Genomic DNA, 14,494 nt, shown 5'->3' on the forward strand with positions numbered 1-14,494 from the left:
CTCCTTCACGACCCAACGAAGTCAGCACTCACAATGCCTACCGACTTACTCGGGTTTTGGCAGAGATTCCACGTACGTTTTAATCGCCCACATCGCTTCCTGGTCCAGGTTGCTCTTGAACGACGGCATGCCGCGATCGGTGCCGTTGCGGACCCGGCCGATGAAGTACTCGTCGTCCCATTCCTTCAGTTCGCGCAGGTCCGGCGTCAGGCCACCGGACATGGCCTCGATACCGTGGCAACCGGCGCAGTTACCGGCGTAGCCCGCCTTGCCGATCTTAACGGCCTCGTCGTGCTTGTCGCCGTACTTGTTGCCTTCCCGGAACGGGTTTTCGGACAGCGGATCATCGCCCAGGTGGGGCAGATCGCCGGTGTCGACAGGCTGGGGTGTCACGTTGCCGTGAGCCATGACCAGAGTGGTGCCGGCCAGCAGGCCCGCTGCGAGGGCGGTCTTCAGGTAAGAACGGAAATTCATGATCAATAGCCTCTCTTGCTTCCGGTGCCGGCCTGGATTTGTACTTGGTTCGCCGGCTACTCGAATCAGTCTATGGAGGCGTGCGCAACGACCGAATGCCACTTTGGGGCCTTCAGCCTAGTTCCTTGGTAGTAGGCGAAGCGGTCCGGTCCGCGGCCAATCGGGCCTGCGGGCGGATTTCTACAACCTTCGTACTGGCTGATTCCTACTTTCAGAATATTTCCGCCACGGTACCCCTTCTCTAGTCTGGGAAGAAAAACAACACATCCGCCCTAACGAGGTTGTCATGCGTCCAATGCGCCCAGGCGTCGCCCTGATCGCCGCCGTCATCCTGCTCACCGCCCTGCCCGTGCAGGCGCTGGAGGTGACCGTCGGCTATATCCAGTGGCAGCCCTACCAGGGCCCGGTGCTCTCCACCACCCTCACCAAGCCCGAAGACGCCGGTCTCAAAGGCGCGGAGCTGGGCGTCGACGACAACAACTCCACCGGCCGCTTCATGCAGCAACACTACACGCTGGATGCGGTGGTGGCGGACTCCCGTGACCAGGCCGTGAACGAGCTGCGCCGCATGCAGCAGGCCGGCATCGACCTGTTCGTGCTGAACGTGCCCGCCGATCTGCTCAAGCAGATGACCGAGGCCGTCGGCCCCCACGCGCTGGTGTTCAACGCCGGCGCCGAGGACGACAGCCTGCGCACCGCCGACTGCCCGCCCAACCTGCTGCACACCGTGCCCAGCCGCGCCATGCTCACCGACGCCCTGGCCCAGTGGCTGGCCAAGCGCCAGTGGAACGAAGCCTTCCTGATCACCGGCCCGACGGACAACGACAAAGCCTGGGTCGCCGCCTTCCACCGGGCCGCCAAGCGCTTCGGCGTGAAGATCGTCGAGGAGAAGCCCTGGACCTTCGACGCCGACCTGCGCCGCACCGCCTCCGCCGAGCTGCCCCGCTTCACCCAGGGGGACGATTACGACGTGGTGGTGGTCGCCGACGAACGCGGGGACTTTGGCGAGTACGTGCCCTTCAACACCTGGCTGCCGCGCCCGGTGGTGGGCACCCAGGGCATGAGCCCGGAAGCCTGGCACCGCTCGGTCGAGAACTGGGGCGCCGGCCAACTGCAAAGCCGCTTCGAGGAGAAGACCGGCCGCCCGATGATCAGCGAAGACTACGCCGCCTGGGCCGCCGTGCGCGCCATCGGCGAAGGGGTGATCCGTACGAAGCAGGCGAAAGCCACCGACCTGCGCACCTACCTGCTTTCCGACGAGTTCCAGCTGGGCGGCTTCAAGGGCCGCAAGCTGACCTTCCGCACCTGGAACGGGCAACTGCGCCAGCCGATCCTGCTGGTGCATCCGCGCGGGCTGGTGTCGATATCGCCGCAGGAAGGCTTCCTGCACCCGAAAACCGAACTGGACACCCTCGGCTATGACGAGCCCGAGAGCCAGTGCCGGATCGCCGACTAACTCAGGATGAACAACAAGGTGACTGCATGAAACCGACCTTACGCCAACTGGGACCGGCCCTGGGCCTGACCGCCGCGCTGCTGGCCCCGGCCGCCGTGGCCGATCTGGCCTATGTGTCCAATGAGAAGGACAACACCCTGTCGGTGATCGATATGGATTCACTCGAGGTGGTGGACACCCTGCCGGTGGGCAAGCGCCCACGGGGCATCCTCATGTCCAAGGATCACACGCTGCTCTATATCTGCGCCAGTGACGACGACACCGTGCAGGTGATGGACCTGAAGACCCGCAAGATCATCGACACCCTGCCCTCCGGCGAAGACCCGGAGCAGTTCGCCCTGCACCCCAACAACCGCCACCTCTACATCTCCAACGAGGACGACGCCATCGTCACCGTGGTGGACGTAAAGACCAAGGACGTGCTGGCGCAGATCGACGTGGGCGTGGAGCCCGAAGGCATGGCCGTCAGCCCCGACGGCAAGTGGGCCATCAACACCACCGAAACCTCCAACATGCTGCACTGGATCGACACCGAGACCATGCAGCTGGCCGATAACACCATGGTGGACCAGCGCCCGCGGCACGTGGAGTTCACCCACGACGGCAGCCAGGCCTGGGCCTCCTCCGAGATCGGCGGCACCGTCACCGTGGTGGACGTGGCCAGCCGCAAGATCCTCAAGGACCTGAGCTTCAAGATCCGCGGCGTGCATCCGGACAAGATCCAGCCGGTGGGCGTGAAGCTCACCAAAGACGGCCAGTACGCCTTCGTCGCCCTGGGCCCGGCCAACCACGTGGCCGTGGTGGACGCCAAAACCTTCGAAGTGCTCGATTACATCCTGGTGGGCGGGCGCGTCTGGCACATGGACTTCAGCGCCGATGAATCCCAGTTGCTCACCACCAACGGCGTGACCGGGGACGTCTCCGTCATCGACGTGGACGACCTCAAGGTCATCAAATCCATCAAAGTCGGCCGCTACCCCTGGGGCGTGGTGGTCGTCCCGGACCCGGCATGAGCATCGAGGTCGATCGCGTCAGCTTCCAGTACGGGCGCCGGCCCGTGCTGCGGGAGGTCAGCTTTGACCTGACGCCCAGCGCCTTCCACGCCATGCTCGGCCCCAACGGGGCAGGCAAGTCCACCCTGTTCGGGCTGATCACCCGGCTGCTGGCGCTGCAGAGCGGCGACATCAAACTGCGGGGCCGCTCCCTGCGCAAACAGCCCGCCGCCGCCATGCAGGAAATCGGCGTGGTGTTCCAGCAGAACGCACTGGACATGGACCTGACCGTGCGCCAGAACCTGATGTACCACGCCGCGCTGCACGGCCTCTCCCGCAAAGCCGCCCGCCAGCGCTGCGACGAAGAGCTGGCCCGCTTCGAACTCACCGAACGGGGCAACGACGCCGTGCGCCAGCTCAACGGCGGCCACCGCCGACGCGTGGAAATCGCCCGCGCCCTGCTGCACCGCCCCGGCCTGTTACTGCTCGACGAACCCACCGTCGGCCTCGACGTGCCCAGCCGCCAGGGCCTGAACGCCCACGTGCGCCGCCTGTGCGCCGAAGACGGCCTGACCGTGCTCTGGGCCACCCACCTGATCGAGGAAGTGGAACGCCAGGACCGGGTGCTGATCCTTCACCAGGGCCAGCTCCTGGCGGACGGCCATGGCGACAGCATCTGCGAGGCCCAGGGCCAGCCCACCCTGGCGGATACGTTTCAGGCGCTGACGGGCGCCGCCAGCCAAACTGAGAGCAACTGACTATGCGACTGGCCCAGTACTGGCACTGTTTCATCGGCATCCAGATCCGCGAATGGCTGCGCTTCTGGCAGCAACGCACCCGCTTCGCCAGCGCCCTGGTCCGCCCGCTGCTGTGGCTCGCCGTGTTCGCCGCCGGCTTCCGCGCCGTGCTGGGCGTGTCCATCATCCCGCCCTACGCCACCTACATCACCTACGAGACCTACATCGCCCCCGGCCTGTGCGGCATGATCATCCTGTTCAATTCCATGCAGGGCGCGCTGTCGATGGTGTACGACCGGGAACTGGGCAGCATGCGCGTCCTGCTCATGAGCCCCCTGCCCCGCCCCTTCCTGCTGGTCACCAAACTGCTGGCCATGGGCGTGGTGTCCATCGGCCAGGTGTACGTTTTCCTGTTCATCGCCTTCTTCTTCGACGTCGAGCCGCCCGCCCTGGGCTACCTCGCCGTCTTCCCCGCGCTGCTGCTCACCGCCCTCATGCTCGGCGCCCTCGGCCTCATCATCGCCACCTGGGTGAAACAACTGGAAAACTTCGCCGGCGTGATGAACTTCGTGATCTTCCCCATGTTCTTCCTGTCCTCGGCGCTGTATCCGCTCTGGAAGATGCAGGACGCCAGCCCGGTGCTGTACTGGATCTGCCAGATCAACCCGTTTACCCATGCGGTGGAGGCGATCCGGTTTGCGCTGTATTTGCAGTGGAACTCGGTGGCGTTTGGGGTGTTGGTGGGGGTGACGGTGGTGCTCGCGCTGATTGCTACGGCGGGGTTTCGGCCGCAGAGGACGCGGATTGTTGGGGCTCGGGCGGCATGATCTATCTTCCCCAGAAGGTGGAGTTCAGCGACAAAGTGTCTGAAAACTCCGGCGCTTAGCTTTTGCAACAATCGTAATAAACTGATTTAAATAACATTCTCTAATTCCTTCCGAAAATGACTGCGCGTTGCTCGACGCGGAGTTATCCCCGCTTTGTCGGAAAAGTCCGGAAGCGACGAGTGGTCGCTGGAGTTACCTGACTGAAAGGGCTACGCTTTTTGCATTCCGTCGGATACGGGCTGTGGAGTTATTCGCAGAGTGATATACGACAAAGTTAGTTGAATTAGCTGTTAAAGGGTGTCGGACAGAGCCATGGAAATTGTTGGCATCGTTGCTGCGGTAATAATTTTTTCGATACTGGTCAATGGTCTCGTTGCTAAGGTCGAAGATGACTCGCCAGGCGGGTTTGAAAACAGCAGCGGGCGCTGGAGAGATTCGCTACTACAGCCAAAGGCTCAAGAAGGGAAACATGAGGATCGACCAAGAAAAAGGCCACGGAGTGACCGCCTCGGAGCGCTATCTTGCCTGGCTAGGACAACAAACATTCCTGAGTCCGTGGTGTTTCCCCAACCTGTACACTGATGAAGGAAAAAAACCGCCGATGGTGACGGGAAGGAATTATGTGATCTTCTCGTAGTATTTAGAGAACATGTCATTATTTTTTCGGATAAAGATATTGCCTTCAAAGATACGGGGAACTTGGAAGTAGACTGGGGCCGTTGGGTAAGAAAAGCAGTATTGAAGTCCGCTCCGCAAGTGTATGGTGCCGAAAAATTCATACGTGAGCATTCTGATAGGATTTTTTTAGATCGTAAATGTACAAAGCCATTCCCTCTATCTTTTCCGTACGGTGACCAGATAAGAATACACAGGGTTTTAGTTGCTAGAAACGCCACGGAGAGATTCAGGCAACACAGCTCCGGGTCTGGATCACTAATACTTAATCCAGACGTTGTTAGTAAGGAGATGGAGAAAACTCCTTTTCAAGTCGGAATGGTTAATCCTGAAAAAGGGTTCGTTCATGTGCTGGACGATGTGGCGCTCGATACCTTGATGAGAGAGCTCGATACAGTCCATGATTTTACAACCTATCTTTCCGATAAAGAGGATTTTGTATTATCCGGGAAGTTGGGGTATGCAGCAGGGGAGGAAGAAATTCTTGGCTTTTATTTATCGGGATCGAACAAGGATCGCCAGCCAGGATTTTATTCTGAGGATTCTGATATTGTCGCTGTAGATGAGGGACTCTATGACTACATTCGATCCTTGCCTCAATACCGGAGAGGCAAGGAGGTGGATGCTAATTCCTATTTTATTGATAGATTTATTGAGCACTTTGGTCGGCATGCGCAAGATAAAACTTGGCATTTTTGTAATGCAGAAGATTTCGATTCCGTTACTTTGGGCATTAGGGAGTTTGCGTCAGAGTCACGTATTGGCCGTCGGATTCTCGCGGATGCGATTCATGAAAAAGTAAGATCATTAAAACCTGATCAGAGAGGGGTTCGTCTTCTTTTTTCCCCTACGACTCCGGAGACCATGTACGTATGGTTGGTGGTTCCAGTCTCTGAAAGCTTTAAGTCCTATCAAGAGTACCGAGACTACAGAGCAGGCCTTCTTATCGCCTACTGTAAGTCAGCGAAGCTTCTCAAACCTGAAAGGGATATCGTGGTCGGAGTCGCCACAGATCCTCCAGGCAATGACGGTAGCAGTGAAGACATGGTTTACATCGATACGCGTCAGTGGTCCGAGGAAGACTACGCAGAGGCTCACAAGGTGCGGGAGGAATTTGGTTTTTTCAAGGAAAACAGCGTAAAAGAAACGAGGGGCACCTCTTTCCAATATCCAATTGAGGAAAATAAGAAAGATCAGCGAGTGAAGCGGGAAAAATATAAGAAGAGAAAAGCGGAAAGAAAAAGAAAAAATAATGCCCGGCGCAAGGGGCGGCGTAGGAAATGATTTAACAATTAAATCAAACCGACCAATTGTCCGCTGCCGCTCCAATTTGGCGGCTTATTCAAAGCGTTAAGAATTAGGAGATTTGCATACATGGAGTACAGGGCTTTTTGCAAAGTAAGGGATGAGTTCCAAGATCATGCAAAAACGCTGACTGATGCATGGCAGGAAACCGGGAAAGCAGTGAATGCAAGGTTTCCAAGAGGTTATATCCGAACCTACGGTGAACTCAGGCCGCGTTGGCCCTACCTGGATGAGGCTCACCAAACTCTGCTCTGCCAAATGGTCCAGCTGTGTGATGTAAACAGATGGAACCTCCATCTTTGGGACCTTTCAGGCACAGCTGGTGCCGCATATGTTTGGTATGCAACGATACCGGTAATTGCGGTAATGGAAGTTCTCTGCAGAGAGTTTGCTAAGATCAAGTCGTTAAAATCCCAGCAGAATAATTTCTTCAGCTATATCGAGGTGCTCAAAGCAAATAAAATCCTCACCGATAAGCTTTCTGATGAACTTCATCGATTGAGAAAATACAGGAATACGGTACATCTTGATGCCGCCAAGACCCCAACGATTGAGGGCAACGGGTTACCGGAGGAATGGAATAAAGCATGCCACGCACTTCAGGAGCTGGAACAAACATTGAAGCAAAACTCTTAAAAATGGAGGCTTTCCAATAGGTACTCCGCTTCACTCCGTATCTGCTACAACTGCAGGCGTTAATCTAATCATGAAAGCCACATAGAACATCAAGATTAAAGGGGTCTACCTTTGAATTTAGCAGATCAGTGGATGGCTTCTCGCCGGTTACACCGTGAAGTAACGTGATAGAGCGCGCCTGCTATTTCTATCACAACGGTCTGGCCATCTTTGGCTCATTGTTGATGCTTGGCTAATGTGGATAGGTCATCGGAAATGCCTCCAACTTACAGGCGGAGGGCAAAAGGCAAGACCTGAACATCCCTCTTGGATTTTCAAGCACAGCTTGAAGCACCGAAGCGGCTAGTGCTGAAGGAATGATAGAGTTTCTGGACGCACCTGGACAGCGTTGATAATCTGGCGATCCGGAATAGGACTGTTTTAATTAAATGGAGAAGGGAATGAACTCTCAAGACAGGGAATACGTCGCTGCTGTGATCAATTATTTTTGGAGGGGCTTAGCGCAACCACACACCGTTAATGAGAAAGCAGCAAAAGTCATGTACGAAGCTCTCGCCGAAGCTCAATCATGTACCGCATCCATTGATCTAGTTCCCAGACCGACGTATACCCCAGGCATTAGTTGGATTGTAAAAGAGGTAGCAAAGATAGGTAAGCGCATAATGTCTGGTGATGCATCTGTATATAACATGTGTCGCGACCGCGTAGCAGCAAACTACCGCAGTTTTATCGAAGCTGCACTGCTGGGGCTTTGATATGAGATATATATCCATCCTTTTAGTTACCTTAGTTATCCCTGCATTCGCCTTTGCCAACGACAATGGTCTGCGTGTTGTGTATAAGCATTACGATTTTTACCCGCCTGCAAACCCAGTTGCTGTGGGTTTTTTAGGGTCCGATAACAACACACTGATATTTAAGTATAGCCCTGATGCTGGCGACAATATTGTAGGGTTTAGCACAGAGGACGAATTGAATACGGGAGGTTGCGATCCTGAAGCATTCTTCACCAATGTCCTAAATAAAAATAATGCAAACTGTGACGAACTGTCGCTAAAAACATTTAGGCATGTGTTCGCCAAAGATAGAGAGACCGGAATCTGGTCTAATGGTGAATACAAGTTTTATTACTTCTTGGGAAAGAAACATTCTACCGTATTTTTTATACCCAACAATATCGCCGCAAAGATCATAAAAGTTGACTCAAATTTTCTAACAAAAAATGAAATGAAAAGTCTATTGCGTGACTATGTTCAGTAAGTGCTTTAGCATTATTTAAAAGGGGGCAACGCTGCCCCTTTTTTAGATAGAAGGCTCGAAGTCAAGTCTTGCGTTTTTGCTCCTTTGACAAGATCAAAAGATGAGCCCTGATCCCAAGCCTGTGTGGAAGGAAGGTGGCAAGTGCTCAGTTGCTAATTGCCCACTTTTTCCAGTCCATCAAACGACGTCATTTGATGGGCATCTGGCCGGATCCCCCCTACTGCAACTAACCACGGCGCAACTCACGGCCGAATACCGCTTGCAGCAATGAAAAACAGAATGACGGATCCACCAACGACTACGACCAACAACGCGAGCAAATAGCCAATGAAAACCAGCACTTTGTCACTGGCCTTTTCCCAAGCCTCTTTCTTTGAAACCCGGTGCAAATAGAAAGCCCCACACGCTGAAAAGCCCGTCCAAAACAGTAGGACCAAAAACACGTCATCATTACCGCCGCTGTATAAGGCAGAGCTCAACGCAAAAAACGAGAGTGCGTGCACCACGAGTATCGTGGCAAATACGACAACTGACTTTTTCATGGGATCTGACAAGCCCGATATTTACAGAAGGCCTTCCTCAACAAGCACGGCCTACCAACCTTCGAGAGGTACACCATGTTTCTCCAGATAGGCGCCATTCTCTTCCATGTAGTCTGCAGATAGAAATTAAAGGGGTCAAAGTGAATATTGTTTGATTAGCCTACAACCGCCAATCCGCTAACAATAGTTCTGGAGCTCATGTAGCCACCCCGCAGCCAGGCGGCGAATTCGCGTTGGCTTTGGGGTTGAACGAAAGGCGCCAAACTACCAGAGAGGGTGATTGGGGCAGGTTAGAAGCCAGCAAGATTTGATCCAGCAACCTAGTTGAGTGTTTTTGTATTAGTGTTAGGGTGTTTATTTTTCCTATCAGGAAATTAACTCTGACTGAGCGAAAGAGGGCATCGCTGTGGGTAAATCCGCACAATCATAGCCTGGATTGTTAGGTGGCGCATTAATTGGTCCGTGAGATCGCTTTCTTTGTCCGAAAATCCGAAGTTTTCCCAGCCAAAATGTATGGTAATGGACCTAATGTAATCAGCAGAACAAAAGACTCTAAAATTTTGGCAGGTAGTGAAAGGCTCAAGTATTTTTTCGTGATCCTTCGTTTCAATAGATAAAGGCCGTCTTTATGAGGGTCGCCCAATTTATAATCTGGTTGCATAGGATCAATTTCAAGAACGCTATTGATCTCTCTGTTCATGAACATATAAATTGCTTGCCAAGTATGAAACCCATCGTCAAATGAGGGCATGGGTAACAACACCTTGTCTCCGATATCATGATCAGCAGAACTGAGCTCTAATCTGCTCGCGTAAACTGGGCCTAAGCCGCTAACAAGATAACCAAACTGAGAACGGGCGCGGATAGTTAGTGCTTCCCACGAAACTCGGACAAAATCGGGCTGCCCATGCCTCTTAATAGAAACGTCCAACTCAGCTCGATCGAAGAGTAAGACAGTTCCTTTGCGTGGCTTAAGGAATTCTCGGACAGAGAATAGTGTGACCGCACCGCCCCAAAATAAAGAAAAGAAAATTAAAAAATGATTAAGGAAGCTCAGCTTCAGGAAGAAGTGGTTCAGAAATTCTAACCGAAGTAGATAGCTATCGTATGGTAGCTTTAGAAGGCTAGCTGCGCCTAGCAAAGCAAAGATGGCTGAGAAGATACCAGCCCCGGCGATAATGGATGAGTAAGCAGTTACTATAGCATCATCCCTGAATACTGCCATTCTATCGCCGTAGATGGCACGGATCATCCGCCCCCCATTTCCAGGAATGATGTCAAATTCACCGGAATCCGCGAGTGCTTCGTAACTGGTCTCTATAACTGTCTGCTTGACAGTTAAATTGGTGGCGCTATGCGTGGAGGCTTCCTTTTCATTAAATATACTGTATTCGTGCTCAATGCCAACGAACACGGCAATACTTCCATAGAATACGACATCCACACTCTCGGGGTTCTTGCTGTCTAGCCTGTGCCGTGCTAACCCTGGAACGAAAAACTCAAAACCATTAAGTGTGTGCGAAACACTCGCGTCTGTGTTACTTGAGAGCCAATTCTTTCTTTTAAGGTTGATATCGAAAACTCGGTATATCTGAGGGTCAAAGTTATCTTTGCTGTGAGTGAGTGTGCATGAAATTTCATTGATTGACTCATTGCATAAAGTCCAGAATAGCGAATCTAATTGCTCATCATTAAGTTCTCCAACCGGGCTGTTATTTTCTTTGAAGTATTGTGCGAGCTGGACCTCAGTTGTTTTGCGGCGGTGCCATATTATCTTGTGATAGGCGGCTTGAGTAGCTTTGAACAGTGCAACAAGAAAAAATATGATAATGCCAAAGCTAATAAAAGAATCCATTCTAGATAATCCCTTGCAACACTGAATCTGGAATTCAGACAATATACGTAGCGCCTTGGCGTATTCGGATAGAGGAAAAAGCCCGCACCCTCATAGTGATTAAAGGGATCAGAGTGCATTAATTTTGATCAGTGTCTCAGCAACCACCGCCACCATCGCCGCCCCCGAATCCGGAACTGACGCCAGGACTTGCGTAGGCAGAGGCTAGTTTGGATCCACTTTTGCGCGGAGAGCGGCCGTTTGGAGCGGTTTCGGGAGCTTGCTGCCCCCACGTATAAACGGCCCACCCAAGGAGTCCGAAGCCCGATAGAAACCCAAGCACGCCTAAGAGAACGCTGTCGACGAATAAAGCCGCTCCCATTCCGGTGAACGCGAGCGGAATCGAAAATAAATATAGAAAATGGCGAACGCCATTCATAACGCGTTTCATGTGAAATGTTCATCCTTGATCAATGATTTGTTGCCGCCGAAGGATACCATGGTCGTTGTGGTAAAGAGGATATCAGGAAGGCCTGAAGCCGTTCAGCTCCATTGGGAAACCCTACCCCAGCCCCCACGACAACCGGACTAAATAGGACACCCGCCCAAAAGTCAGAACTATCACGCCATTCCCCCAACGTGAATTAAATGAATTAGAGGGATCTACCTTTTACAAGATCAAAAGATGAGCCCTGCCCCCAAGCCTGCATGGAAGGAAGGTGGAAGGTGGCAAGTGCTCAGTTGCTAATTGCCCGCTACTCCCAGTCCATCAAACGACATCATTTTATGGACATCTGGCCGGATCCCTCCCCTACTGCAACTAACCAGGGCGCAACTCACGGACGAATACCGCTCGCAGCAATGAACAACAGAATGACGGCTCCACCAACGACTACGACCAGTAGCGAGAGTAAATAGCCAATGACCACCAGCACCTTGTCGCCGGCCTTGTCCCAAGCCTCTTTCTTTGAAACTCGATGCAAGTAGAAAGCCCCACACGCTGAAAAGCCCGTCCACAACAGTAGGACCAAAAACACATCATTATCCCCGCCACTGTATAAGGCATAGCTCAGGGCAAAAAACGAAAGTGCGTGCACCACAAGCATCGTGGTGAATACGATTACCAACTTTTTCATGGGATCTGACAAGCCCGATATTTACAGAAGGCCTTCCTCAACAAGCACGGCCTACCAACCGTCGAGAGGTACACCATGTTTCTCCAGATAGGCGCCATTCTCTTCCATGTAGTCTGCAGATCGGACCTGGAATTGCCCGGTATCCCCCTCTACTTCAACAGCCGGAACCCGCATGATTTCAACAGCGTTCGAACGCTGACTCATCATCCAGACAACCACCTCCCCTCCCGGGGCAAGACCTAAAATAAGCGTGCTTCTAGGTTCATGGCGGACATTGCCCCGTTGAGTGGTGTGACGGACAGGCTCTCGCATGCGATCTTTGAGGTCTGGCGGTATCTTGATCAGCGTCGAGTAGAATTTCTGCTCCGCGAATGAAAACCAATGGAGGCCTATCAGGTTTGGGAAAGGATCCATCGCACCGCCGGTTCCGAAGGGGCCGTTGTCACCTTTCCAGCAGCAACTGACATCGCCCACCGGCACTCGCCAGCTTCGCTCGCCGGATTTTTCCAGATGCATATTAATGACCCACATCTGGTAGTGCTGGGGGGCGGCAACCCCCACGTACCAGGGGATATCCTTGTCTTCCTTGGTCGTACACCCCGCCAGAATCAGAATGCACCATAGGTAACAGGCGTATTTTATGACGTTCACTACCACTCCTTAGTGATTCGGGTATACGATCCGTTCGCCGGATTCGGTTGGGGCATACGGGCAAACGACTTCGGGCAATTCAAGGGCAGCCGGCTCCCCAAGGGCGAGGAACTTAATTGGACTGTAATCGGCAGAATAGTGAATATATCGCTGCCGCAGCAGACTTTCCTGACTCATCGATAGCGAAGCGCTGGCGGCACCGGCCAGAATTTGCTCCGAGAGATTTTCCGCAACAGGGGCAAGTTCATCCGGTAGACGATATGCGTCGTTGGTCGGATCGATACTCCTTAGGGGCACATCTGCCTGCACGGCCAACTGGTGCATGAGCTTCAGCGTTACCCGAGAATATTCCCCTCGCATCTGGCGAACCATTCTCAGGGCCAACTCGGCGTCTCGAGAACCGTGCGGTGCTCGCCCCGGATCAATGTGATGATAGATTTCCAGGCTTGCTTCACTTTCCGGCCCCAGTTCACTGGGCGACGGGTTGGGACGCTCAGAGGATCTTACTGGCAAGCAGTTCACACCGATCCACCCCTCGGCGTCCTTCTGTTTTTTCAGGGCCTCCAATGCATGCCATTGAGGCGTGTCTTCTGCATTCTCAAACCATGAAAGAGAAACGTGTTGCAATGGGGTGAGTAGCACATCTTCCCGCATGCTATTGGGATACCCGCCGCCAACATCAGAGTGCACACCGGGCAGGGCGATTTCCCGATAGTTATCAGGCAAGGTGGCATCCGGATTGCGCAGGCTGTTTAAGGCAAAGTTCTTCCGCCGCTCGTCAGAGGCCACCAGGTGAACGGCCTGTTCGACCTTGCCTGGATCCAGGTAGATCTTGACCGGATCGTTCCGGTCGTTGCTTGGTGACAGGTCACCCCTTTTAGCGCTGACAACAGCTGCAACGCTATCGAAGAGTCCCACGAAGCGAATAACGACCTGCCTCGGCCAATCGATGCCCATAGCCTTGAGGGCTTTTCCCAGCGATCCTTCTGGACCGCGATTGATCTCGTGAGCGGCGTGGCGGGCTGCCGCAGCTCCCCGGCTGAATCCGAACAGGTCAAATGACAAACTCGCAATGGTACTCTTCAGTTCCAGTCTATAAATCCGTTGCGCCACTCTGAGGAAAGCGTCATCCACCTGGCTCAGTATGCCAGTGTCCCCAAGGCCGGTAGACATTCCCTCCAGTGAATCACCATCGCCGGTTTCGGTACCAATACCTGGAGCGTATTCAACCAGCCTTTGCGTAACCTTATCCCCCTCCACTTTTCGCGATTCGATATATAAATCAGCCAGCTTGGCGACATTGCTTGGTGCATTGGTATAACTGGTACCAAGAGCCAATCCTAACCGGTATTCGCATTCCGCCTGTGAGATCTCACCGCGCTCGAATGGCGCAAGGCATTCTTCCTTGATTTGATCCCTGTAGGTCTGGGAATTGTCGGCATTATTGAGGGTGCCATCTGTAAACAGACCAATCTCCAAATGGGTCTCTGGCTCTTTCTCCAGAGTTGTGGTTTCGGTCGCGCGGACAGAGGAGGACAGGGGTTCAACCTGCTTCGCAGGAAATGGGCTTTGTGGACTCACCGACTCACGTTGCCGCTCCGTTTCCTGTCGTCGAGACATCAACTCCGTTCCCAGAGAACTTGCAGAGAGGAATCCCACGCCACGGCCATCACGGCGGGACAACTCCTGCGAAGTAATGCCACTGTCGTTCAAAATCTGGACGCTGTGGCCCAAGGCAAAATTCGCTTCACTGGCATTGATATTCCAGCGCCCTTGCCCGGCTTCATTGTCATCCCAACTTACAACCGGGCTGAATGGTGGCCCATCGCTAATACCGCATACTGTAGTGGTCCAATGATTCCGGACACCAACGTAGGTGGTAAGATCGCCACCATAAACGAGGTGTCTGATGACCAGAAAACGACGTTCCTTTACTCCTGAGTTCAAGCAGGAAGCAGCCAGCCTGGTG

At 53.5% G+C, this 14,494-nt stretch carries 15 protein-coding genes; 9 read left to right on the forward strand and 6 right to left on the reverse strand.

Features of this window, described 5'->3' with window-relative positions; genetic code table 11:
* Window positions 1-45: 45 nt before the first annotated feature.
* Complete coding sequence (gene pedF, locus EZI54_RS16075; RefSeq protein ID WP_131482902.1) at window positions 46-474, reverse strand: cytochrome c-550 PedF; 429 nt, start codon at window positions 472-474, stop codon at window positions 46-48.
* Between the two features lie 286 nt (window positions 475-760).
* Here pedF and EZI54_RS16080 point away from each other — a divergent pair, with 286 nt between their 5' ends.
* The 9 genes from EZI54_RS16080 to EZI54_RS16120 all read left to right on the forward strand — a co-directional run bounded on the left by EZI54_RS16080 (window position 761) and on the right by EZI54_RS16120 (window position 8,362).
* Entirely contained in the window at window positions 761-1,930 is a 1,170-nt protein-coding gene (locus EZI54_RS16080; RefSeq protein WP_423227006.1) for an ABC transporter substrate-binding protein, read from the forward strand.
* 26 nt (window positions 1,931-1,956) lie between these two features.
* Complete coding sequence (locus EZI54_RS16085; RefSeq protein ID WP_131482903.1) at window positions 1,957-2,943, forward strand: YVTN family beta-propeller repeat protein; 987 nt, start codon at window positions 1,957-1,959, stop codon at window positions 2,941-2,943.
* Window positions 2,940-3,680, forward strand: a complete 741-nt coding sequence (locus EZI54_RS16090; RefSeq protein ID WP_131482904.1) for an ABC transporter ATP-binding protein — start codon at window positions 2,940-2,942, stop codon at window positions 3,678-3,680. Before EZI54_RS16085 ends, EZI54_RS16090 begins: the two co-directional genes overlap by 4 nt.
* A 2-nt stretch (window positions 3,681-3,682) precedes the next feature.
* Complete coding sequence (locus EZI54_RS16095; RefSeq protein WP_131482905.1) at window positions 3,683-4,486, forward strand: ABC transporter permease; 804 nt, start codon at window positions 3,683-3,685, stop codon at window positions 4,484-4,486.
* A 388-nt stretch (window positions 4,487-4,874) separates the two neighbouring features.
* The gene (locus EZI54_RS16100) at window positions 4,875-5,123 is read left to right on the forward strand and encodes a hypothetical protein (protein WP_131482906.1); all 249 of its coding nucleotides are present in this window, start codon (window positions 4,875-4,877) and stop codon (window positions 5,121-5,123) included.
* A 329-nt stretch (window positions 5,124-5,452) separates the two neighbouring features.
* Window positions 5,453-6,445 (forward strand): hypothetical protein, encoded by a 993-nt coding sequence (locus tag EZI54_RS16105; protein ID WP_131482907.1) that lies wholly within the window; start codon window positions 5,453-5,455, stop codon window positions 6,443-6,445.
* A 90-nt stretch (window positions 6,446-6,535) separates the two neighbouring features.
* Window positions 6,536-7,102: a hypothetical protein gene (locus EZI54_RS16110; RefSeq protein WP_131482908.1), complete on the forward strand. Its 567-nt coding sequence runs from the start codon at window positions 6,536-6,538 to the stop codon at window positions 7,100-7,102.
* A gap of 440 nt (window positions 7,103-7,542) precedes the next feature.
* The gene (locus EZI54_RS16115) at window positions 7,543-7,857 is read left to right on the forward strand and encodes a hypothetical protein (RefSeq protein ID WP_131482909.1); all 315 of its coding nucleotides are present in this window, start codon (window positions 7,543-7,545) and stop codon (window positions 7,855-7,857) included.
* Between the two features lies 1 nt (window position 7,858).
* On the forward strand, window positions 7,859-8,362 hold the full coding sequence (locus EZI54_RS16120; RefSeq protein WP_131482910.1) for a hypothetical protein: 504 nt from the start codon (window positions 7,859-7,861) through the stop codon (window positions 8,360-8,362).
* A gap of 242 nt (window positions 8,363-8,604) precedes the next feature.
* On the opposite strand, the gene EZI54_RS16125 is transcribed toward EZI54_RS16120, so the two are convergent.
* The 5 genes from EZI54_RS16125 to EZI54_RS16145 form a co-directional block, all read right to left on the reverse strand.
* Window positions 8,605-8,904, reverse strand: coding sequence for a hypothetical protein (locus tag EZI54_RS16125; protein WP_131482911.1), 300 nt, complete (start codon window positions 8,902-8,904; stop codon window positions 8,605-8,607).
* Between the two features lie 451 nt (window positions 8,905-9,355).
* Window positions 9,356-10,759, reverse strand: coding sequence for a hypothetical protein (locus tag EZI54_RS16130; protein WP_131482912.1), 1,404 nt, complete (start codon window positions 10,757-10,759; stop codon window positions 9,356-9,358).
* Between the two features lie 815 nt (window positions 10,760-11,574).
* On the reverse strand, window positions 11,575-11,874 hold the full coding sequence (locus tag EZI54_RS16135; RefSeq protein WP_131482913.1) for a hypothetical protein: 300 nt from the start codon (window positions 11,872-11,874) through the stop codon (window positions 11,575-11,577).
* A 51-nt stretch (window positions 11,875-11,925) separates the two neighbouring features.
* Window positions 11,926-12,525 (reverse strand): DUF2931 family protein, encoded by a 600-nt coding sequence (locus tag EZI54_RS16140; RefSeq protein ID WP_131482914.1) that lies wholly within the window; start codon window positions 12,523-12,525, stop codon window positions 11,926-11,928.
* Between the two features lie 9 nt (window positions 12,526-12,534).
* A partial coding sequence (locus tag EZI54_RS16145) for a T6SS phospholipase effector Tle1-like catalytic domain-containing protein (RefSeq protein ID WP_242674498.1) occupies window positions 12,535-14,494 on the reverse strand: 1,960 nt, incomplete at its 5' end.

Source organism: Marinobacter halodurans, assembly GCF_004327985.1.
Classification (GTDB): Bacteria; Pseudomonadota; Gammaproteobacteria; order Pseudomonadales; family Oleiphilaceae; genus Marinobacter_A; species Marinobacter_A halodurans.

What these genes read in the sequence shown, in the direction of transcription:
- pedF (WP_131482902.1), bottom strand. Translation starts at nt 474, where the DNA reads ATGAATTTCCGTTCTTACCTGAAGACCGCCCTCGCAGCGGGCCTGCTG.
- EZI54_RS16080 (WP_423227006.1), top strand. Translation starts at nt 761, where the DNA reads ATGCGTCCAATGCGCCCAGGCGTCGCCCTGATCGCCGCCGTCATCCTG.
- EZI54_RS16085 (WP_131482903.1), top strand. Translation starts at nt 1,957, where the DNA reads ATGAAACCGACCTTACGCCAACTGGGACCGGCCCTGGGCCTGACCGCC.
- EZI54_RS16090 (WP_131482904.1), top strand. Translation starts at nt 2,940, where the DNA reads ATGAGCATCGAGGTCGATCGCGTCAGCTTCCAGTACGGGCGCCGGCCC.
- EZI54_RS16095 (WP_131482905.1), top strand. Translation starts at nt 3,683, where the DNA reads ATGCGACTGGCCCAGTACTGGCACTGTTTCATCGGCATCCAGATCCGC.
- EZI54_RS16100 (WP_131482906.1), top strand. Translation starts at nt 4,875, where the DNA reads ATGACTCGCCAGGCGGGTTTGAAAACAGCAGCGGGCGCTGGAGAGATT.
- EZI54_RS16105 (WP_131482907.1), top strand. Translation starts at nt 5,453, where the DNA reads ATGGAGAAAACTCCTTTTCAAGTCGGAATGGTTAATCCTGAAAAAGGG.
- EZI54_RS16110 (WP_131482908.1), top strand. Translation starts at nt 6,536, where the DNA reads ATGGAGTACAGGGCTTTTTGCAAAGTAAGGGATGAGTTCCAAGATCAT.
- EZI54_RS16115 (WP_131482909.1), top strand. Translation starts at nt 7,543, where the DNA reads ATGAACTCTCAAGACAGGGAATACGTCGCTGCTGTGATCAATTATTTT.
- EZI54_RS16120 (WP_131482910.1), top strand. Translation starts at nt 7,859, where the DNA reads ATGAGATATATATCCATCCTTTTAGTTACCTTAGTTATCCCTGCATTC.
- EZI54_RS16125 (WP_131482911.1), bottom strand. Translation starts at nt 8,904, where the DNA reads ATGAAAAAGTCAGTTGTCGTATTTGCCACGATACTCGTGGTGCACGCA.
- EZI54_RS16130 (WP_131482912.1), bottom strand. Translation starts at nt 10,759, where the DNA reads ATGGATTCTTTTATTAGCTTTGGCATTATCATATTTTTTCTTGTTGCA.
- EZI54_RS16135 (WP_131482913.1), bottom strand. Translation starts at nt 11,874, where the DNA reads ATGAAAAAGTTGGTAATCGTATTCACCACGATGCTTGTGGTGCACGCA.